The 20042-nt window shown below is 73.0% G+C and carries 17 protein-coding genes; 14 read left to right on the top strand and 3 right to left on the bottom strand.

What is annotated here, in order from left to right; genetic code table 11:
• Nucleotides 1–157 precede the first annotated feature (157 nt).
• The 10 genes from FHU34_RS22435 to FHU34_RS22390 all read left to right on the top strand — a co-directional run bounded on the left by FHU34_RS22435 (nt 158) and on the right by FHU34_RS22390 (nt 10845).
• Nucleotides 158–1432, top strand: coding sequence for an adenosylmethionine--8-amino-7-oxononanoate transaminase (locus FHU34_RS22435; RefSeq protein ID WP_145783705.1), 1275 nt, complete (start codon nt 158–160; stop codon nt 1430–1432).
• Between the two features lie 62 nt (nt 1433–1494).
• Nucleotides 1495–2331, top strand: coding sequence for an orotidine-5'-phosphate decarboxylase (gene pyrF, locus FHU34_RS22430; protein ID WP_145783702.1), 837 nt, complete (start codon nt 1495–1497; stop codon nt 2329–2331).
• Between the two features lie 178 nt (nt 2332–2509).
• Nucleotides 2510–2827 (top strand): integration host factor, actinobacterial type, encoded by a 318-nt coding sequence (gene mihF / locus FHU34_RS22425; protein WP_030335662.1) that lies wholly within the window; start codon nt 2510–2512, stop codon nt 2825–2827.
• A 25-nt stretch (nt 2828–2852) separates the two neighbouring features.
• Nucleotides 2853–3386 carry a nucleoside/nucleotide kinase family protein gene (locus FHU34_RS22420; protein ID WP_145783699.1) on the top strand — a complete coding sequence of 178 codons (534 nt, stop codon included), beginning with the start codon at nt 2853–2855 and terminating at the stop codon, nt 3384–3386.
• 64 nt (nt 3387–3450) lie between these two features.
• Nucleotides 3451–3714 (top strand): DNA-directed RNA polymerase subunit omega, encoded by a 264-nt coding sequence (rpoZ, locus tag FHU34_RS22415; protein WP_030335666.1) that lies wholly within the window; start codon nt 3451–3453, stop codon nt 3712–3714.
• A gap of 14 nt (nt 3715–3728) precedes the next feature.
• On the top strand, nt 3729–4937 hold the full coding sequence (gene coaBC / locus FHU34_RS22410) for a bifunctional phosphopantothenoylcysteine decarboxylase/phosphopantothenate--cysteine ligase CoaBC (RefSeq protein WP_145783697.1): 1209 nt from the start codon (nt 3729–3731) through the stop codon (nt 4935–4937).
• A gap of 87 nt (nt 4938–5024) precedes the next feature.
• Nucleotides 5025–6218: a methionine adenosyltransferase gene (gene metK, locus FHU34_RS22405; RefSeq protein WP_088947464.1), complete on the top strand. Its 1194-nt coding sequence runs from the start codon at nt 5025–5027 to the stop codon at nt 6216–6218.
• Nucleotides 6215–8194: a primosomal protein N' gene (locus FHU34_RS22400; RefSeq protein WP_145785748.1), complete on the top strand. Its 1980-nt coding sequence runs from the start codon at nt 6215–6217 to the stop codon at nt 8192–8194. The genes metK and FHU34_RS22400 overlap by 4 nt, the downstream gene beginning before the upstream one ends.
• Before the next feature lie 255 nt (nt 8195–8449).
• Entirely contained in the window at nt 8450–9433 is a 984-nt protein-coding gene (locus FHU34_RS22395; protein WP_145783693.1) for an AAA family ATPase, read from the top strand.
• A gap of 143 nt (nt 9434–9576) precedes the next feature.
• Nucleotides 9577–10845 carry a cytochrome P450 gene (locus tag FHU34_RS22390; protein WP_145783688.1) on the top strand — a complete coding sequence of 423 codons (1269 nt, stop codon included), beginning with the start codon at nt 9577–9579 and terminating at the stop codon, nt 10843–10845.
• 94 nt (nt 10846–10939) lie between these two features.
• Here FHU34_RS22390 and FHU34_RS22385 read toward each other — a convergent pair whose 3' ends face one another.
• Nucleotides 10940–12271 (bottom strand): hypothetical protein, encoded by a 1332-nt coding sequence (locus tag FHU34_RS22385; RefSeq protein ID WP_145783682.1) that lies wholly within the window; start codon nt 12269–12271, stop codon nt 10940–10942.
• Nucleotides 12272–12513: 242 nt separating this feature from the next.
• Here FHU34_RS22385 and FHU34_RS22380 point away from each other — a divergent pair, with 242 nt between their 5' ends.
• The 4 genes from FHU34_RS22380 (at nt 12514) to FHU34_RS22365 (ending at nt 18041) form a co-directional block, all read left to right on the top strand.
• A complete protein-coding gene (locus FHU34_RS22380; RefSeq protein WP_145783675.1) occupies nt 12514–15009 on the top strand; it encodes an ATP-binding protein in 2496 nt (831 codons plus the stop codon).
• 109 nt (nt 15010–15118) lie between these two features.
• Nucleotides 15119–15676 carry a peptide deformylase gene (gene def, locus FHU34_RS22375; RefSeq protein WP_145783667.1) on the top strand — a complete coding sequence of 186 codons (558 nt, stop codon included), beginning with the start codon at nt 15119–15121 and terminating at the stop codon, nt 15674–15676.
• A gap of 5 nt (nt 15677–15681) precedes the next feature.
• Nucleotides 15682–16608 carry a methionyl-tRNA formyltransferase gene (gene fmt, locus FHU34_RS22370; RefSeq protein WP_145783661.1) on the top strand — a complete coding sequence of 309 codons (927 nt, stop codon included), beginning with the start codon at nt 15682–15684 and terminating at the stop codon, nt 16606–16608.
• Complete coding sequence (locus tag FHU34_RS22365; protein WP_425280584.1) at nt 16563–18041, top strand: RsmB/NOP family class I SAM-dependent RNA methyltransferase; 1479 nt, start codon at nt 16563–16565, stop codon at nt 18039–18041. The genes fmt and FHU34_RS22365 overlap by 46 nt, the downstream gene beginning before the upstream one ends.
• 43 nt (nt 18042–18084) lie before the next feature.
• Here FHU34_RS22365 and FHU34_RS22360 read toward each other — a convergent pair whose 3' ends face one another.
• Nucleotides 18085–18975, bottom strand: a complete 891-nt coding sequence (locus tag FHU34_RS22360) for a septum formation family protein (protein WP_145783651.1) — start codon at nt 18973–18975, stop codon at nt 18085–18087.
• An 84-nt stretch (nt 18976–19059) separates the two neighbouring features.
• Entirely contained in the window at nt 19060–19950 is an 891-nt protein-coding gene (locus FHU34_RS22355) for a septum formation family protein (RefSeq protein WP_145783647.1), read from the bottom strand.
• Nucleotides 19951–20042: the final 92 nt, after the last annotated feature.

Genomic DNA, 20042 nt, shown 5'->3' with positions numbered 1-20042 from the left:
GCCGGAGCGTGACGCCCGGCCGCCGGGTGTCGCGCCCTGAGGCGTGGCGCCCTGAGGTGTCGCGTCCGTGGGTGCAGAGCAAAGGCGGCGATGGAGCGGTTCGACCGGCCGAAGGACGACCGCCGTCCGGCCGGTTCGCGCCCCGAAAGGAGTACGCGTGACCCCCGAGGAGATCCTGGCCGTCGACCGGGACCATGTCTGGCATCCGTACGCGGCACTGCCGCCGGCGAACCCGCCATACGTGGTGCACAGCGCCGAGGGTGTACGCCTGCGGCTGGCCGACGGCCGTGAGCTGGTGGACGGGATGTCGTCCTGGTGGGCGGCGATCCACGGGTACCGGCACCCGGTGCTGGACGCGGCAGTCACCGACCAGCTCGGACGGATGAGCCACGTGATGTTCGGCGGGCTCACCCACGAGCCCGCCGTGCAGCTCGCCCGCACCCTGGTCGAGCTGTCGCCGGAGGGCCTGGAGCACGTGTTCCTGGCCGACTCCGGGTCGGTCAGCGTCGAGGTGGCGGTGAAGATGTGCCTGCAGTACCAGCGGGCCGTCGGGCAGCCGCAACGGCGTCGGTTGGCGACCTGGCGGGGCGGCTACCACGGTGACACGTTCCACCCGATGAGCGTCTGCGACCCGGAGGGCGGGATGCACCACCTCTGGGGCGACGTGCTGCCCCGCCAGGTGTTCGCCCCGGTGCCGCCGGGCGGCTTCGACGACCCACCCGACGACGCGTACGTGGCGGCGCTGGTGGAGACCGTCGAGCGGTACGCCCACGAACTGGCCGCCGTGATCGTCGAGCCGGTCGTTCAGGGCGCCGGCGGGATGCGCTTCCACCACCCGGGTTACCTCCGGGTGCTGCGCGAGGTGACCCGCGCCCACGGAGTGTTGTTGATCTTCGACGAGATCGCCACCGGGTTCGGCCGTACCGGTGCGATGTTCGCCGCCGAGCACGCCGGGGTGACCCCGGACGTGCTGTGCGTGGGCAAGGCGCTCACCGGGGGCTACCTGACGCTCGCGGCGACGCTCTGCACCCCGGAGATCGCCCGGGGCATCTCCGCCGCCGGTGTGCTGGCGCACGGGCCCACGTTCATGGGCAACCCCCTGGCCTGCGCGGTGGCCAACGCCTCCATCGGTCTGCTGCGGGCCGGAGACTGGGCGGGGCAGGTCGCCAGGGTCGGCGCCGGCCTGCGCGCCGGCCTGGAGCCGCTGCGCGGTACGCCGGGCGTCGCCGACGTGCGGGTGCTCGGCGCGATCGGGGTGGTCCAGTTGGATCACGAGGTCGACCTCGGCGCGGCCACCGCCGCCGCGGCCGGGCAGGGGGTGTGGCTGCGCCCGTTCCGCGATCTGGTCTACACGATGCCGCCGTACGTCACCGACGACGCCGACCTGGCCCGGATCGCTGCCGGCGTGGCGGCGGCCGTGGCGGCCGGCTGAACCCACGGGTACACCCCGGGAGGCGCGTCGCCGCCCGGGCGAGAAGAGAGAGGGAGCACCGGATGGAGAGCTTCGGAACCCGGCTGCACCGGGCGGTCGCCGAGCGGGGGCCGCTCTGTGTGGGCATCGACCCGCATCCCGGTCTGCTGGCCCGTTGGGGCCTCGCCGACGACGTCCAGGGTCTTGACCGCTTCACCCGGACCGTCGTGGAAGCCCTCGGTGACCGGGTTGCGGTGGTCAAGCCTCAGTCGGCCTTTTTCGAGCGGTTCGGGTCCCACGGCGTGGCCATTCTTGAGTCAACTATCCGACAGTTACGAGATGCTGGCTCGCTCGTTCTCCTTGACGTCAAACGCGGCGACATCGGCTCGACGGTGAGCGCGTACGCCTCGGCGTACCTTGATCCATCCAGCCCTCTGTATGTCGACGCGGTCACCGCGAGCCCCTACCTCGGCGTCGGTTCGCTGGCCCCGATGTTCGAGCTGGCCGCCGAGCACGGCGGCGGCGTGTTCGTGCTGGCCCTCACCTCCAACCCCGAGGGCGCGGCCGTGCAGCAGGCCCGTACGGCCGACGGCCGCACCGTGGCGCAGACCGTGATCGACGAGATTTCCCAGCTCAACAAGGGTGCGACCCCGCTCGGGAGCTTCGGTCTGGTGGTCGGTGCGACCATCGGCGACACCGGTCACGACCTGTCCGGCGTGGGGGGTCCACTGCTCGCCCCGGGCCTCGGCGCGCAGGGTGGCGGGGCAGCCGATCTGCGGACCGTCTTCGGTTCGAGCCTCGCCTCGGTGCTCCCGTCGTACTCCCGGGAGGTGCTCTCGGCAGGCCCCGACGTCGCTGCCCTGCGGGCCGCCGCGGACCGGGTGTTGGCCGACTGTCGGGCCGTTCTGCCTGCCCTCTGACTGACTGACGGGTCGGTCACTTTCCGTTGATCATGGGCCCCCCACGTTGCCGAAAGCTCCGTTGACCGCTAGTTTTCCCCGCGCTGGGAACCACGGACCCCTTGGTTCACAGCGACACCACGTTTCACAGATGCGGCGGTGCGCCCCGCCCGCCGCGATAGGGACCTGAGGAGAACTGGTGCCGCTCCCGTCACTGACCCCCGAACAACGCGCTGCCGCGCTCGAGAAGGCCGCGGAGATCCGCAAGGCCCGTGCTCAGCTGAAGGAGCAGCTCAAGCAGGGCAAGACCACCCTCGGTGCTGTCCTTGAGCGCGCCGAGAGCGACGACGTCGTCGGCAAGCTCAAGGTTTCGGCCGTCCTGCAGGCCATGCCGGGCATCGGCAAGATCCGGGCTACCCAGATCATGGAGAAGCTCAAGATCGCCGACAGCCGTCGCCTGCGTGGCCTCGGCGAGCAGCAGCGCAAGGCACTGCTTGGAGAGTTCGCCGCCAACTGAACCTGGCAGCGTGTAGAAACAAGCAGTGAGCACGGATGACGAGGCGCGCCCGGCGGCTCGGCTCACTGTCCTGGCTGGACCTTCGGGTTCCGGCAGGGAGAGTGTCGTCGAGCTCGTCCGGGCGCGTTCTCCGTCCGTGTGGTTGCCCGTACCGGCGACCACACGGCCGCGCCGCGAGTCGGAGATCGACGGGGTTGACCGCGTCTTCCTCGCTCCGGCCGAGTTCGACCGTCGGCTCGTCGCGGGCGAGCTGCTGGAGTGGTCCCGGATCGGCTCGTACCGCCGGGGCACCCCGTATCCACCATTGCGTGCCCGGCTCGACGCCGGGCAACCGGTGCTCCTCCCGCTCGACCTGCCCGGCGCTCCGCTGGTGCGCGCGCGCCTGCCGGACTCCCGGCTGGTGCTGCTGAGCCCACCCGGTTACCGACCCGACGCCCAGGTGGCAGCGGCCTTCGAGCACACGCTGACCCACGACCTCACCGAGCGGGTCGTCGAAGAGCTGGTAGGCTTACTCGGTTCTTCTTATCCGGATCCGACCTGGTCGCGCGTGCGTGGCTGACGGTCGGCCGCCGTTGAGACTCAGCACCGCGTTCGCGCGGCTCGAAAGACGCAGAGGTTAATTCGTGGGATCCATCGCCAACCCCGAAGGCATCACCAACCCGCCGATCGACGAGCTCCTCGAGAAGACGACGTCGAAGTACGCGCTGGTCATCTTCGCCGCCAAGCGCGCGCGCCAGGTGAACGCCTACTACAGCCAGCTCGGTGAGGGTCTGCTGGAGTACGTCGGCCCGCTCGTCGAGACCACCCCCCAGGAGAAGCCCCTCTCCATCGCCATGCGCGAGATCAACTCGGGCCTGCTCACCGCCGAGCCGACCGACCAGCCGTAAGCCCTCGCTGGCCGATGTCCGCCTCGATCGTCCTCGGGGTCGGCGGCGGCATCGCCGCCTACAAGGCGTGCGAGCTGCTGCGACTCTTCACCGAATCCGGCCACCGGGTTCGGGTCGTGCCGACCGCGTCGGCGCTCCGGTTCGTCGGGGCGCCGACCTGGGCGGCGCTCTCCGGTCAGCCCGTCGCCGACGACGTCTGGACCGACGTCCACGAGGTGCCGCACGTCCGCCTCGGTAAGCAGGCCGATCTGGTGGTGGTCGCGCCGACCACCACCGACCTGCTCGCGAAGGCCGCCCACGGGCTCGCCGACGACCTGCTGACCAACACCCTGCTGACCGCCCGCTGCCCGGTGCTGCTCGCCCCGGCCATGCACACCGAGATGTGGGAGCACCCGGCCACCGTCGCCAACGTCGCCACGCTGCGCTCCCGGGGTGTGCGGGTCATCGACCCCGCCGTCGGCCGGCTCACCGGTGCCGACACCGGCAAGGGGCGGCTGCCCGACCCGGCGGAGATCTTCGCCGTCGCCCGGCAGGTGCTGGCCCGGGGCGGCTCCGCCCCCGCCGACCTGGCCGGCCGCCGGGTGGTCGTCACCGCGGGTGGCACCCGGGAGCCGTTGGACCCGGTCCGCTTCCTGGGCAACCGTTCCTCCGGCAAGCAGGGGTACGCGTTCGCCCGCGCCGCCGTCGCCCGGGGCGCCCAGGTCACACTGATCGCGGCCAACGTGTCCCTACCCGACCCCGCCGGCGTCGACCTGATCCGGGTCGGCACCACTGCCGAGTTGCGGGAGGCGACGGTCAAGGCCGCCGTCGAGGCCGACGCGGTGGTGATGGCGGCGGCTCCGGCCGATTTCCGGCCGGCCACGTACGCGCCTGGCAAAATCAAAAAGTCCGACGATGGCGTCGCGCCCACCATCGAGCTGGTGACGAACCCCGACATCGCGGCGGAGCTCGGCCAGCGCAAGCGACCGGAGCAACTGTTCGTGGTGTTCGCCGCCGAGACCGGCGACGCCGAAGCCAACGGCCGGGCGAAACTCGCCCGGAAACGGGCCGACCTCATCGTGATCAACGAGGTCGGTCCGGACCTGGTCTTCGGCGCCGACACCAACACGGTGACGGTCATCGGCGCGGACGGCTCGGTCGCCCATCTGCCCGAGCAGGCCAAGGAGTCCGTGGCCGACGCGGTATGGGATCTCGTCGTGGCGCGGCTACCCGGCAGTTCCTGACGGGTGGTAAAGGGCGCGACCGATCCCGACACCAGCCGCAGTGGTGATTAGACTGCCGCGGAACGACCTCACACGCTTAGGAGTGCCGTGACACGCCGTCTCTTCACGTCCGAATCGGTCACGGAAGGCCACCCGGACAAGATCGCCGACCAGATCAGCGATGGCATCCTCGACGCGCTGCTGGCCGAGGATCCGCACAGCCGGGTGGCGGTCGAGACCATGATCACCACCGGCCAGGTGCACATCGCCGGCGAGGTGACCACCAAGGCGTACGCCGACATCCCGACGATCGTCCGTCGGACCATCCTCGACATCGGCTACGACTCGTCGAAGAAGGGCTTCGACGGGGCCTCCTGCGGGGTCAGCGTCTCCATCGGCGCGCAGTCCGAGGACATCGCGCAGGGCGTGGACAACGCCTTCGAGCTGCGTACCGGGGCGTCGGAGAGCGCGCTGGACGCGCAGGGCGCCGGCGACCAGGGCATGATGTTCGGCTTCGCCTGCTCGGAGACTCCCGAGCTGATGCCGCTGCCGATCGCCCTCGCGCACCGACTGGCCCGCCGGCTCGCCGCGGTCCGCAAGGACGGCACGATCCCCTACCTGCGCCCGGACGGCAAGACCCAGGTCACCATCGAGTACGAGGGGCTGCGCCCGGTCCGGCTGAACACCGTCGTCGTGTCCAGCCAGCACGCCGCTGACATCTCCCTGGACTCGCTGCTCACCCCGGACGTGCGTGACCACGTCATCGCCCCGGAGCTGGAGAGCCTCGGTCTGGACACCGAGGGCTACCGGCTGCTGGTCAACCCGACCGGGCGGTTCGAGATCGGCGGCCCCATGGGTGACGCCGGGCTCACCGGCCGAAAGATCATCGTCGACACTTACGGCGGGTACGCCCGCCACGGCGGTGGCGCGTTCTCCGGCAAGGACCCGTCGAAGGTGGACCGGTCGGCCGCGTACGCCATGCGCTGGGTCGCCAAGAACGTGGTCGCCGCCGGCCTGGCCGAGCGGTGCGAGGCTCAGGTCGCCTACGCCATCGGCAAGGCGCACCCGGTCAGCCTGTTCATCGAGACGTTCGGCACCGAGACCGTGCCGGTCTCCTCGATCGAGAAGGCCGTCACCGAGGTGTTCGACCTGCGTCCGGCCGCGATCATCCGGGACCTCAACCTGCTCCGCCCGATCTACCAGCAGACCGCCGCGTACGGCCACTTCGGCCGCGAGTTGCCGGACCTGACCTGGGAGAGCACCGACCGGGCCGCCGACCTCAAGTCGGCCGCGGGAGCCTGACCGCCACCAGGCGTAGCGACCGGCGACCCGCGGATGGGTCGCCGGTCGCGCGCGTCTGCGTGGATGTCGGACTGGCGCACCTGGACCGGCCGTTCGACTACCTGGTGCCGGCCGAGCTGGACGAGGTGGCGGTGCCCGGCACCCGGGTGAAGGTGCGCTTCGCCGGGCAGCTCGTCGACGGGTGGTTGCTGTCCCGCGCCGACGACTCCGGGCACACCGGCCGCCTCGCGTACCTGGAGAAGGTGGTTTCGCCGGAACCGGTGCTGGCACCCGAGATCGCCGGGCTGGCCCGCGCGGTCGCCGACCGGTACGCGGGCAACCTCGCCGACGTGCTCCGGCTCGCCGTGCCGCCCCGGCACGCCCGGGTGGAGAAGGAACCCCGCGACGACCAGCCGGCTCCGACGGCGGTCGCCGAGGAGGCGGTGGTCGACCCGCGCGGGTGGGGGGACTACCCGACCGGTCCCGCGCTGCTGCGGGCGCTCACCGACGGGCGGGCTCCCCGCGCGGTCTGGTCGGCGCTGCCGGGCGAGGACTGGGCGGCCCGCTACGCCGACGCGGTGGCCGCCACCGTGGCCGGGGGGCGCGGCGCTGTCGTCGTGGTGCCCGACGCCCGCGACCTCGACCGGCTGGACGCCGCGCTCACCGCCGTCCTCGGGGAGGGACGGCACGTCAGCCTCACGGCCGCGCTCGGGCCGGCGCGCCGCTACCGCGCGTTCCTCGCTGCCCGCCGGGGGCAGGTGCCGGTGGTGATCGGCACCCGGGCGGCGATGTTCGCCCCGGTGGACCGCCTCGGTCTGGTCGCCATCTGGGACGACGGCGACGACCTGCACTCCGAGCCCCGGGCACCCTATCCGCACGCCCGCGACGTGCTGCTCACCCGCGCCCAGCTTGCCGAGGCCGGGGCGCTGGTCGGTGGTTACGCGCGCAGCGCCGAGGCGCAGCTGCTGCTGGAGACCGGCTGGGCGCGGGAGGTGGTCGCCGACCGCGCGACGGTGCGGGCTCGCATTCCGGCCATCGCGCCGACCGGCGACGACCCCCAACTGGCCCGCGACCCCGGGGCCGCCACCGCCCGGCTGCCCAGCCTGGCCTGGACGGCCGCCCGCGACGCCCTCCGGCAGGACCTGCCGGTGCTGGTGCAGGTGCCCCGGCGCGGCTACCTGCCGTCGATCTCCTGCGCCGACTGCCGTACCCCGGCCCGATGCGCGCACTGCGCCGGCCCGCTCGCGCTGCCCTCGGCCGGCGGCACCCCGGCCTGCCGGTGGTGCGCTCGGGTGGCCGCCGCGTACGCCTGCCCGCAGTGCGGTGGGCGGCGGTTGCGGGCGGCGGTGACCGGTGCCCGGCGGACCGCCGAGGAGATGGGCCGGGCGTTCCCGGGCGTGCCGGTGCGCACCTCGGGGCGCGAGGAGGTGCTGACCGATGTTCCCGGCGGGGCGGCCCTGGTGGTGGCGACGCCCGGTGCCGAGCCGGTCGCCGAGGGCGGCTACGGAGCGGTGCTGCTGCTCGACTCGTGGGCCCTGCTGACCCGGGCCGACCTGCGCGCCGGCGAGGAGGCGTTGCGTCGCTGGCTGGCCGCGGCGGCGCTGGCCCGACCGGCCCCGGCGGGGCGGGTGGTGGTGGTCGCCGACGGCGCGCTCGCCCCGGTGCAGGCGCTGCTGCGCTGGGACGCCGCCTGGTTCGCCGGCCGGGAGTTGGCCGAGCGCCGGGAGTTGGGTTTCCCCCCGGCCGTCCGGATGGCGAGCGTCACCGGCCCGGCCGAGGCGGTGGCGGACCTGCTCACAGCGGCCCGGCTCCCCGAGGACGCCGAGGTGCTCGGGCCGGTGCCGGCCGAGGAGGGACGGGAGCGGATGCTGGTCCGGGTGCCCCGGGCCCGGGCTGCCGCGCTCGCCGAGGCGTTGCACTCGGCGGCCGGCGCTCGTGCCGCCCGAAAGGCCGCCGACCCGGTCCGTCTCCAGGTCGATCCGCTGAGCCTGTTCTGAGGAGTTTCGGCTGGTGCCGGCGGCGGCGGACCCCGCCGGTCGGGAGTGGCCTCGCACACTGCGTCCGGCAGAGGGGTGGCGCCGGAGTGGTAGCATCGCCCGTCATGCCGAGGCGTACGGCGGCTCCCGGTCGCGACGGAGCGTCAGACGCGCTCAGTCGGGGCCGCAGCGGGCTGTCGCGACGATGGCGGGAACGCGTCGGTCGGACGCGGTGTCGATGATGTCAATGAGCCGGTGATCAGGGGTGGACAAGTCGTGACCGTTGGACAATCGATCGTCTTCAACGGCGACCTCGGCAGCGGCAAGAGCACCGTGTCGGTCGAGATCGCCAAGCGGCTCGGGATGCGCCGGGTCAGCGTGGGGGACCTCTACCGGGAGATGGCGCAGCAGCGGCAGATGACCGCTCTGCAGCTCAATCTGCACGCCGAGCTCGACCAGGCCGTCGACGGCTACGTCGACCAGCTCCAGCGGGACATCGCCGCCTCCGGTGAGCGCCTCGTCATGGACTCCCGGCTGGCCTGGCACTTCTTCACCGACGCGCTCAAGGTGCACATGATCACCGAGCCGGGTGAGGCGGCCCGTCGGGTGCTCGCCCGGCCCTCCGGTCCGGCGGAGAGCTACGCCTCGATGGAGGAGGCCAAGGCCAAGCTCCGGGAGCGCAGTGCCAGCGAGCGCAGCCGGTTCATCATCCGGTACGGCGTGGACAAGGCCCGACTGCGCAACTACGACCTGATCTGCGACACCACCCGGGCGACCGCCTCCGAGGTGATCGAGCACATCATCGCCGCGTACGAGGGGACGCTCGGCGCTGAGGTGCTGCGGGACGCGCCACCGCTGCTGCTGCTCGACCCGGCCCGCGTCTACCCGACCGAGGACATCGCCACCCTGCGGGGTCTGTGGGACACCGACTTCGTCGGCGACGTGGCCGAGGCCGGCGACGAGGCCCTCGAACCGTTGAAGATCGGGTTCACCGGCGAGTACTTCTTCGTCGTCGACGGTCACCGCCGGCTCAGCGCCGCCCTGCAGAACGGGTTCTCCCTCGTCCCGGCCCAGCTGGTCGCCGAGGTCGATGAGCCGGTCGTGGGTGGGATGACGGCGATCGACTACTTCGCCGCCCAGGTCCGCCCCGGCCTGATCTACGACTGGGAGGCGGCCCACAAGATCCAGCTTCCGCTGCCCGAGCCCGCGTTGCTCCGTGGTGACGCGGTCCTCGCCGGGGACCCGAGCGCCAGCGCCTGAGCCTCGGCGGCCGGTGTCAGACCCGCCGGTGCCCGAGCCGCCGCTGTCTGGGCGCTCGGCGTCGACTGCGCGGCCTTGAGGGCTGCTGGATGGCGGCCGCACCGGGATGATGGAACCTCCGACGCATCGACGGGGGGCCGGCCATGGAGGCTGCCGAAGCGCTGACACTGCTCATGTCGCCGCAGGGGCGCGTCGACCCGTACCCGACGTACGAGCGGCTGCGCGCCCACGGGCCCGTGGTGCAGGCGTTGCCGGGCCTGTACGTGGTGACCGGTTACCCGGAGGTCGACGAGCTGTTGCGCGACCCCCGGCTCGGGGTGCTCGACGACGCGCTCCGGGACCAGGTCTGGCCGAACTGGCGGCAGAGCCCGGCGGTGTCGTCGATCGCCCGGTCCATGCTGCGGACCAACCCGCCTGACCACAGCCGGATGCGTCGGCTGGCCGCAGGGGCGTTCAGTCCTCGCCGGATCGCCGGCATGCGCGACGTGGTGCGGGCGCAGGCCGAGGAGTTGCTCGACCTGCTGGTCGACCGCGCCGCGGGCGGCGCTCCGGTCGACATGCTGGCCGACTTCGCGTACCCGCTGCCGGTCGGGGTGATCTGCGCGCTGCTCGGCGTACCCGCGGCTGACCGGCCGCTGTTCCGCCGCTGGGCTGGTGACCTGACCGGGGTGCTGGAGCCGGAGATAACTCCCGAGGAGTTGACGGTCGCCGACGCGGGCGCCTCCGAGCTGCGCGACTACTTCGTCGAGCTGATCGTCGCCCGGCGGCGGGCACCGGCCGACGACCTGACCACCGCGCTGGTCCAGGTGCACGACGACGACGGCGACCGCCTCACCGGCGACGAACTGCTGGCCAACCTGGTGGTGCTGCTGGTGGCCGGCTTCGAGACCACTACCAACCTGCTCGGCAACGGTCTCGTCGTGCTGCTGCGTCACCCGGCCGCCGCCGCCGAACTGCGCGCCGATCCCGCGCTCGCCCCGGCGTACGTCGAGGAGCTGCTGCGCTACGACTCGCCGGTGCAGTTGACCACCCGGACCAGCACGGCGCCGGTGCGCTGCGGCGGGCTCGACCTTCCGGCGGGCAGCGCGGCGTTGCTGCTGTTCGGCGCGGCGAACCGCGACCCGCGCCGGTTTGCCGACCCGCAGCGTTTCGACCCGATGCGGGACCAGGGGCACCCGCTGTCCTTCGGCGCCGGCCCGCACTACTGCCTCGGTGCTGGCCTGGCCCGGCTGGAGGCGCAGCTGGCGTTCCCGATGCTGCTGCGCCGCCTCCCCGAACTGGCGCTGGTCGAGCCGCCTCGGCACCGGACCCGGCTGACCCTGCGAGGCTACGAGAGCCTGCTGGTGTCGCTGGGCACGCCGGCCGTCGCCGACGGAGGTGCGTCGGCCGGCGCGCGGCGGGGCGCTCCGTAGGCTGCCGCCGTCCGGGCCCAGCGAAGGGCCGGGCCGGCGCGCGGGATGCGCACCGACCCGGCCACCGGGTCGAACGGCGGGTCGCCGAGCTCGCTCAGCCGAGGACGACGCCCGTGGCGCCGACGCCGGCCATGCCGGAGAAGATGTCCTCGTAGTAGAACCGCCAGGCGCAGACCCGCCCGGTGGGGCGGTAGCCGGTGCAGGCCGTGGACGTGTTGGTGTCGTCGATGGCGGTGTTGGTGCCGGTCGCCCAGACCTGGAGGGTGTTCGCCGCGTTCACGATCTCCACCGGGCCACCGCTGTCGCCCTGACCGACGGCGTTGAGGCCGGTGGTGTTCTCCGCCTGAACCTGCCCGCAGACCTGGCCGAAGTCGCGCACGTTGATGCACAGGTTGCGGGCCTTCACCTGGATCGAGCAGCGGGTGCCGGAGTACGCGCCGGAGGTGCACACCCAGTTGCCGACCTGGCTGGCCGACGCGCCGATCACCTGGTTGCTGAACTCACTGACCACGTTGCCCTGCGCGTCGGTGCTGTTGTTGAAGACCCGGCCGCCGGAGCCGCCCGACAACAGCAGGGTGTCGGTGCCGGCGTTGCGGAAGCTGACGGTGCCCATCGCCTGCCCGGTCGGGTCGGTCGCGACGTTGTTGAGGTTGCCGCAGTGCGCGGCGGAGAGGATCCGCGCATTCCCGTTCTTGAAGACCCCGAAGCCGGTCGAGCAGCCACCGCCGGTGGTGGCGTTGCGCCAGGCGGCACCGCCCCACCACGGCGCGGTGTCGTCCCACCGCGTCGCGGGCGCGGCGGCGACCTTGGTCTGCACGGTCACCGGCACGCCGGCCAGGGCCGTCGCGCCGAGCAGACCGTCCTGCGTGCCGACGAGCAGGCCGGCGCCGTCGGCGCGCGGCCCGACAGTGGTGATCTCGTCGCCCGCCTTGGCCCGCAGGCGGTCGGCCGCGGCAAGAAGTTCCCGCTGGGAGTACGCGGCGGGCAGCACCTGCGTGGCGACGGTGGCCCGGGCGTTGGCCACCAGGTTGGCCGGCGGCTCCCCCTTCCAGTAGACCTTGAGGTGGCGGTTGGTGGGGTCGGCGACGATGCCCGCGAACCCGGAGTTGGCGCTGCGCTGCGCCGCGTTCGTGATCTGGGCGGCGGCGTTGTTCATGCGCTGCTGCAACCGGAGCAGCTCGGACCAGGAGGCGAAGCCGCCGGGCACCGGTGTGCTGTCGACGAACGACCCGGCGGTGGCGGCCTTGCCGCCGGGTGCGGCGATGCCAGCGTTGCCGCCGGGTGCGGCGATGCCAGCCTTGCCGTCCGGTGCGGCGGTGGCCGGTGCGGCGGTCACTCCCGCGACGAGCAGCGTGAGGCCGAACGCGGTGACGGCGACGCGACGCAGCATCGCGGACCGCCGAACGGTCGGGTGTGGACGGATCATCAGGTACCTCTTCCCCCAGGGATCGTGGAGCGGGCCGAACCCGCACGAGGACGGTGGCACGGGACCTCGGCTTCGCGTCGCGCATCCTGGACGGCACTGGACACCGCCGGACATCATCGGACGATCAACGGTCCGAAGTGGAACTGTCAGACATCGGCGGTCGCCTATCGATGGGAGTGGCGGTGGAATTAGCCTGCCCGTGCGCATCCGGGGGGACCGGGTGACCGGGGGGTGGGAGCCGTATGTCCGACCAACGGGTACCGCCCGGCGCTCGACCGACGGAGCAGGGCTCACCCGGGTCGTTCGAGGGGGCCCGCGGCGGCTGCGACGCGCAGACACTGCCGGAACTGGCCGGGCTGTTACGCCAGTTGCGCCGTCGGGAAGCCCGGCAGCAGGGTGAGACCCAACTGACGTATCGGCAGTTGGCCGCCAAGACCGGCTGGTCACGGGGGATCATCGGGGAGTACTTCGCCGGCAACATCCTGCCTCCGCCGGAGCGGTTCGACGTCCTCATCCGCCTGCTCGGGGCGACCCCCGCCGAGCAGGGGGCACTGGCCACCGCGCGGGACCGGGTCGAGGAGGGGCGCCGACGACCGAACCGGGATCACGCCGCGACCGGGCGGACGGGCGTCGGGCCGGCCCGGGCCCGGGGCGGCGGCCAACGGGCCGGTACGACGTCGACCCGGCTGCCCGTGCCCCGCCAACTACCCCCGGCGCTACCCGGATTCATCGGACGTGTTGCCCAGCTCGCCCAGCTCGACGCCGAGTGCGTCAACCCCGCCCCGCACGAGGACGGCGGTCCGGGGCCAGTGACCATCATGACGCTGTCCGGCACCGCCGGGGTCGGCAAGACGACCCTGGCGGTGTACTGGGCGCACCGGGTGGCCGACCGTTTCCCGGACGGCCAGCTCTACGTCGACCTGCGCGGCTTCGACTCCACCGGGACGGAGATGACCGCCGTCGAGGCGGTACGCGGCTTCCTCGAGGCCCTCGAGGTGCCGCCCGAACGCATACCCACCCACCTGACCGCGCAGGTGGGCCTCTACCGCAGCCTGCTCGCCAACCGCCGGATGCTGGTGCTGTTGGACAATGCCCGCGACATCGACCACGTTCGGCCCCTGCTGGTCGGCAGCCCGACCTGCCTGGTCCTGGTCACCAGCCGCAACCGGCTCGCCGGCCTGGTCGCCGCCGAGGGCGCCCGGCCGATCGGCGTCGGCCTGCTCAGTGCCGCCGAGTCCTGGCAACTGCTGGCCCGCCGGCTCGGCGCGCAGCGGTTGACGGTCGAGCCGAAGGCGGTGGACGAGATCATCGAGCGGTGCGCGCGGCTGCCGCTGGCGCTGGCGGTGCTCGCCGCGAGGGGTGCGGCGAATCCGGCGTTCTCCCTGGCGGCCCTCGCCGCCGAGCTGCGCGAGGCGCCGCGTCCGCTGGACTCCTTCGACGGGGGGGATGCCAGCACCGACGTGCAGGCCGTCTTCTCCTGGTCGTACCGGAACCTGACGCCGGCGGCGGCACGTCTGTTCCGGCTGTTCGGCTGCCACCCGGGGCCGGACATCGGGGTCGCCGCCGCGGCCAGCCTGGCCGGGCTGCCCCGGGCCCAGGTGCCCCGACTGCTGGCGGAGCTGGCCCACGCTCACCTGGTCACCGAGCATGCCCCCGGCCGGTTCGGCGCCCACGACCTGCTCCGGGCGTACGCCGCCGAGCAGGCTGAACGTCTCGAACCGGCGGAGTCCCGGCGGGCCGCGATCCGGCGAGGGCTCGACCACTACCTGCACACCGCGCACGCGGCCGCGTTGCTGCTGCAGCCGGGTCGGGATCCGGTCACCCTGGCCGCCGCCGGGCCGGGCGTGGTGCCCGAGGAGATCACCGACCACGGGCAGGCGCTCGCCTGGTTCACCGTCGAGTACCCGGTGCTGTTGGCGGCGGTCGCGTACGCGAGGCGTACCGGGTTCGACGGTCATGCCTGGCAGTTGGCCTGGACGTTGGTGGACTTCCTGCAACGCCGGGGGCGCTGGCCGGACCTGGTCCTCGCCCAGGAGGCCGCGCTGGCCGGGGCGCGACGGGTGGGCGACCGGCTCGGGCAGGCGAACGCCCACCGTGACCTCGCCCGGGTGCTGTACCGGCTGGGCCGGGTGGACGAGGCGGCGAGGAACTACCGGCAGGCGCTGGTGATCTTCGAGTCGTTGGGCGACCACACCGGGCAGGCGCGTACCCACCGGGCGTTCGGCGCGATGCTCGACGGGCTCGGACGGTACGCCGAGGCGCTTGACCACGGTGAACGCGCGCTGGCGCTGTACCAGGCCGCCGGCCACCTGGCGGGGGAGGCGAGTGCGCGCAACGCGGTGGGTTGGGCGCACGCCCAGCTCGGCCAGTACGGGCCGGCACTCGCGCACTGCGGGGAGGCGTTGGCGCTGCTGCGCCCGACCGGTGACCGGCATGGTGAGGCGAACACCTGGGACAGCCTGGGCTTCATCCACGCCCAGTTGGGTGAGCACCGCGAGGCGATCCGCTGTTACGGGCGGGCCCTGCGGCTGTACCGGCGGATCAGCGACCGCTACGACGAGGCGGACACCCTGTCCCGGCTCGGGGTGAGTCGGCACGCGGCGGGGGACCCGGCCGGTGCGGTGCGTACCTGGCGGCGGGCGCTGGGCATCCTCGACGACCTCGGCCACCCGGACAGCGAGCGGGTACGGGACCTGCTGACCCGGGCCGAGTCCCCGGACGCGGGAGCCGGCCGGTGACGCTGGGCACACCGGCGGTCGCCGATCGAGGTACGCCGGCCGGCGGACGGCCGGGCACTCCGTAGACTGGTACGGCATCCCCGTCCGACCCGTGAAGGAGCCACCCCGCGTGACCGTCCAGCCCATCCGTCTTTTTGGGGATCCGGTGCTGCGCACGCCGGCCGATCCGGTGGTCGACTTCGACGCCGAGCTGCGTCGGCTGGTCGCCGACCTGACCGACACGATGCGTGAGCAGAACGGCGCCGGTCTGGCCGCACCGCAGCTCGGTGTGAGTCTGCGGGTGTTCGCCTTCGACGTCGACGACGTGCTCGGGCACCTGGTCAATCCCGTGCTGGAGTTCCCCGACGAGGAGGAGCAGGACGGCCCGGAGGGCTGCCTGTCCATCCCCGGGCTCTACTTCGACACCAAGCGCCGCCAGAACGTCATCGCCAAGGGCTTCAGCGCGTTCGGCGACCCGGTGCAGATCGTCGGCACCGGCCTGATGTCCCGCTGCGTGCAGCACGAGACCGACCACCTCGACGGCGTGCTCTTCCTGGACCGGCTGGACGCCGCCGGTCGCAAGGAGGCCATGAAGGCGATCCGCCAGGCCGACTGGTACGACGCGGCAGCCCCGCCCACGGTCAAGCTCAGCCCGCACATCAGCGACCCCTTCGGTCTGGGTCGGTGACCCGGATGCGCGTGGTCTTCGCCGGTACGCCGGCTGTCGCCGTTCCCGCCCTGGCTGCCGTCGCCGCCTCCCGGCACGAGCTGGTCGCCGTGGTCACCCGACCCGACGCGCCCGCCGGACGCGGACGTGGCCTGTCCCGGTCCCCGGTCGGCGAGTGGGCCGACGAGCACGGCGTCGAGGTGCTCACTCCGGCCCGGCCCCGCGAGCCCGAGTTCCTCGACCGGCTCCGCGCGCTCGCACCGGACTGCGTGCCGGTGGTCGCCTACGGCGCGCTGGTGCCGCCGGCCGCCCTGGAGATCCCCCGGCACGGCTGGATCAACCTGCACTTCTCGCTGCTGCCCGCCTGGCGTGGCGCCGCACCGGTGCAGCACGCCGTGCTGCACGGTGACGAGCTGACCGGCGCCAGCGTCTTCCAGTTGGAGGAGGGCCTGGACACCGGCCCGGTCTACGGCACCCTCACCGACGAGATCCGCGCGGCCGACACCTCCGGCGACCTGCTGGGGCGGCTCGCCGACTCCGGCGCCGGGCTGCTGGTGGCGGTGCTCGACGCGATCGCCGACGGCACCGCGCGGGCCGAGCCGCAGCCCGCCGACGGGGTGTCGCTGGCACCGAAACTGACGGTGGACGACGCCCGGCTGCGCTGGGGCGACCCGGCTTTCGCCGTGGACCGTCGGCTCCGGGCCTGCACCCCGGCCCCGGGTGGCTGGACCACGTTCCGAGGCGAGCGGGTGAAGCTCGGCCCGGTCGTGCCGGAGCCCGACGGCCCGGAGTTGAAGCCGGGGGAGTTGCTGGTGGAGAAGTCCCGGGTGCTCGCCGGCACGGCGACCGTGCCGGTGCGCCTCGGCGAGGTCCGTGCCGCCGGTAAGCGGGCGATGGGCGCCACCGACTGGGCGCGCGGCGTCCGCGTCGGCACCGGCGAGGAGTTCGCGTGACGGCCCCGGAGGGGACGCGCCCCACACGCTCGGGCCCGACCTCGGGTCGTGGCGGGGACCGCCGGCCGGTCCGGCCGCCACTGGACCGACCGCGTCGTGCCGCGTACGAGGCGGTGGCGGCGGTGCACCGCGACGACGCGTTCGCCAACCTGGTGCTCCCCACCATCCTGCGGGAGGAGGGGCTGTTCGGCCGGGACGCGGCCTTCGCCACCGAGCTGACCTACGGCACCCTGCGCCACCTGGGCACGTTGGACGCGATCCTGACCGACGCGTCCGGTCGGGACGTGGCCCGCATCGACCCTCCGGCACGTGACGCGCTGCGGCTCGGGGCGTACCAACTGCTGTACACCCGGGTGCCGCCGCACGCCGCTGTCTCCTCGACAGTGGACCTGGTCCGCTCGGTCGCGCCGGGTGCCGCGGGTTTCGCCAACGCGGTGCTGCGCGAGGTGTCCACCCGTGACGTGGATGCCTGGGTGGCGAAGCTCGCCCCACCGATGGAGACCGACCCGGTGGGGTACCTGGCCCTGGCGTACAGCCATCCACAGTGGATCGTGCGGGCCTTCTCCGAGGCGCTCGGCGGCGACCTGGGCGAGACGACACGACTCCTGATCGAGGACAACGAGCGCCCGGCGGTGCACCTCTGCGCCCGGCCGGGGCTGATCGACCCGGTCGACCTGGCCGACCAGGTGGGCGGTGCGCCCGGTGCCTTCTCGCCGTACGCCGTCTATCTGCCCGGGGGCGCTCCGGGCGACATCCCGGCGGTGGTCGAGGGTCTTGCCCACGTCCAGGACGAGGGCTCTCAGTTGGTGGCGGCGGCGCTCGCCGACGCGCCGCTCGACGGTCCGGACGGGCGCTGGCTGGACCTGTGCGCCGGTCCGGGTGGCAAGGCCGGTCTGCTGGGTGCCCTGGCCGCGCAGCGTGGCGCCCGGGTGACAGCTGTGGAGGTGGCCGAGCACCGGGCCCGGTTGGTGTCCCAGGCGACCCGGGGCCTGCCGGTGGCCGTGCTGGCCATGGACGGCCGGGAGGTCGGCGGCGATCCGAAGCTGCCCGAGCAGCACTTCGACCGGGTGCTGGTCGACGCCCCGTGCACAGGGCTGGGCTCGTTGCGCCGTCGGCCGGAGTCACGGTGGCGTCGTCAACCGTCGGACCTGCCGCCCCTGACGCGGCTGCAACGGGAGTTGCTCGGTGCGGCGCTGCGGGCGGTCCGGCCCGGTGGCCTGGTCGCCTATGTCACCTGCTCGCCGCACACGGTCGAGACGCACGTGACGGTGACCGAGGCAGCCCGCCGCAGTGGTGTCGCGGTGGACTTCGTGGACGCCCGTCCGCTGCTGCCGGCCGGGATGCCAGGTCTGGGCGACGGGCCGACCGTGCAGCTCTGGCCACACCGCCACGGCACCGACGCGATGTTCCTCGCGGTCCTGCGCCGAAACTGATGCGGTTCGCGTCCGGCCGGTTCCCCCGGCCGGACGCGGCGGCTCAGGTGACCGGGAGGCCCTTGGTACCGGCGTTCTTCATCGAACGGGTCAGGTCCCGGTCGGAGATCCAGAGGAAGCACTGCACGCCGCGGTTGCCGTTCTTCCACTCTTCCTCGTACGGCTGGTAGTAGATCGTTCCGGCGCGGAAGTCGAGTTGGGAGTTGTCCGGCACCTTCGCGTACCTGGCGATCATCGACTGGCAGGCCTTGTGGGTGCGCTTGGTGGTGCGGGAGAACTCGGCGTAGCTGACGTCCGGGGCCTGCCACACCCCGACGAACTCGGCGTGGTGCTTCGCGGTGCAGGACACCGGCACCATCTCGTCGATGTCGTCCTTGACCATCTTCGGGTTGAAGCAGCGGTACGCCAGGGGGGCGCCGCCGGACAACGAGCCCCGGAGGCTGCCGGTGCGCAGGTCGACGGTGGTGTCGTCGATGCTGACGATCTCGGTGACGTCGCAGCGGTACCAGCGGGCCCCGCCCGCCCAGGCCTGCGGCGACGGCAGCACGACGGTCAGGCCGAGTCGTCCGGAGCGCCAGTCGGCGCCGACCGCCTTGTTGACCTGCTTGTCGCACGCGGCCTGCGCGGCCCGCATGCCCGCCGAGCCGGGCAGTGGCGTTGTGCCGGGCTCGGCGGCGGGACCGGTGAGGGTGCCGACGTGCATGGTCTCGACCCGGTGCGCCTCGGTGCACGGCGTCGGGTTGTAGCCGGTCAGGAAGCCGACCTGCTGGGTGGTCTGGTGGCAGACGTCCGCGGCGGGTACGAACTGCTGCGCCGCGACGGGCGCCGGCCAGTCGTCGATGAGGTCACGGTCGAGTCCGGCGGGCGCGTTGCATCCGGCCAGTGCCAGCGCGAGGGCCGCACCTCCGGCGAACGCCGTCAACCATCGTCGCATCCCTGACCTCCCCGCCGCTGGTGGCCGCCGACCGGACCCGGCCGGGCGGTAGCGCCACGGCGCAGCAGCATACGGCACCACTGCTCAGATCGCCGGAAGTCCCTCGGGGCCGGCGCCGCGCATCGAACGGGTGAGTTTGCGGTCGTCGCTCCACAGGAAACAGCGCACTCCACGGTCGCCCTCCTCCCACTCCTTTTGTGACGGTGGGTAGTAGATGGACCCGGCCCGGTACGGCAGCTCGCTGTTGTTCGGCACTGACGCGAACGTGGCGATCAGCTCCATGCAGCGCTGGTGCGCCTGGGCGGCGGCTTTGCTGAAGTCGGCCCAACTCATGTCGCGTTCCTCGTAGACGCCCACGAACTCGGCGCGGTGTGGTTCGGTGCAGAGCACGGGTGCCATGTAGTTGAGGTTGTCGCCGATCAGCTTCGGGTCGAAGCAGCGGTGCGTGAGCGGGCTGTCGCCGATCAACGCGCCGCGCAGGCTGCCGGTGCGGTTGACCGGTCGGGTGTTGTCGATGCTGCCGGTCTCGCTGAGGTCGCAGCGGAACCAGCGCGCCCCGCCGGACCAGGCGGGCGTGGACGGCAACGCGAGGTTCAACGCGAGGCGGGCGGTGTGCCAGTCGCCGCCGAGCACCTCCCGGGCCCGTTGGTCGCACTCCGCGCGGGCGGTGCGCAGCGCCGGCGAGCCGGGCTCGGGCCGGGTCTCGGCCAGCGCGTCGGGTCCGGCGAAGGTGCCGACGTGGATGGTCTCGGCCAGGTGGTTGCGCGCGCAGTCCACCGTCTCGTACGTGCTGGCCTGTACGACCGGGATGATCCGGGGCAGGCAGGTGTCGGTGGCCGGACTGAATGGCTTCGGAACCCGCAGCGCCGGCCAGTCGTCGGTGAGGTCACCGTCCGCGCCTCGTGCCGGCGCGCAACCGGCCAGCAGTATCGTCGTGACGCCGGCCAGCACCAGCGCTGGGAGCCACCGTCGCATCGTCCGCCCTTCCCGGGAGCTGGCGGCCGGTCACCGCGCCCCGCGGCGAGACCCCGGCGGGCGTGCAGCCTATGGCACAGTCCCGGTTGGAG

The sequence above is a fragment of the Micromonospora taraxaci genome, assembly GCF_007830095.1.
Taxonomy (GTDB): domain Bacteria; phylum Actinomycetota; class Actinomycetes; order Mycobacteriales; family Micromonosporaceae; genus Micromonospora; species Micromonospora taraxaci.
This window is presented reverse-complemented; position numbering and strand designations above follow the sequence as displayed.

What these genes read in the sequence shown, in the direction of transcription:
- pyrF (WP_145783702.1), top strand. Translation starts at nt 1,495, where the DNA reads ATGGAGAGCTTCGGAACCCGGCTGCACCGGGCGGTCGCCGAGCGGGGG.
- FHU34_RS22360 (WP_145783651.1), bottom strand. Translation starts at nt 18,975, where the DNA reads ATGCGACGATGGTTGACGGCGTTCGCCGGAGGTGCGGCCCTCGCGCTG.
- fmt (WP_145783661.1), top strand. Translation starts at nt 15,682, where the DNA reads ATGCGCGTGGTCTTCGCCGGTACGCCGGCTGTCGCCGTTCCCGCCCTG.
- FHU34_RS22355 (WP_145783647.1), bottom strand. Translation starts at nt 19,950, where the DNA reads ATGCGACGGTGGCTCCCAGCGCTGGTGCTGGCCGGCGTCACGACGATA.
- FHU34_RS22380 (WP_145783675.1), top strand. Translation starts at nt 12,514, where the DNA reads ATGTCCGACCAACGGGTACCGCCCGGCGCTCGACCGACGGAGCAGGGC.
- coaBC (WP_145783697.1), top strand. Translation starts at nt 3,729, where the DNA reads ATGTCCGCCTCGATCGTCCTCGGGGTCGGCGGCGGCATCGCCGCCTAC.
- FHU34_RS22390 (WP_145783688.1), top strand. Translation starts at nt 9,577, where the DNA reads ATGGAGGCTGCCGAAGCGCTGACACTGCTCATGTCGCCGCAGGGGCGC.
- FHU34_RS22385 (WP_145783682.1), bottom strand. Translation starts at nt 12,271, where the DNA reads ATGATCCGTCCACACCCGACCGTTCGGCGGTCCGCGATGCTGCGTCGC.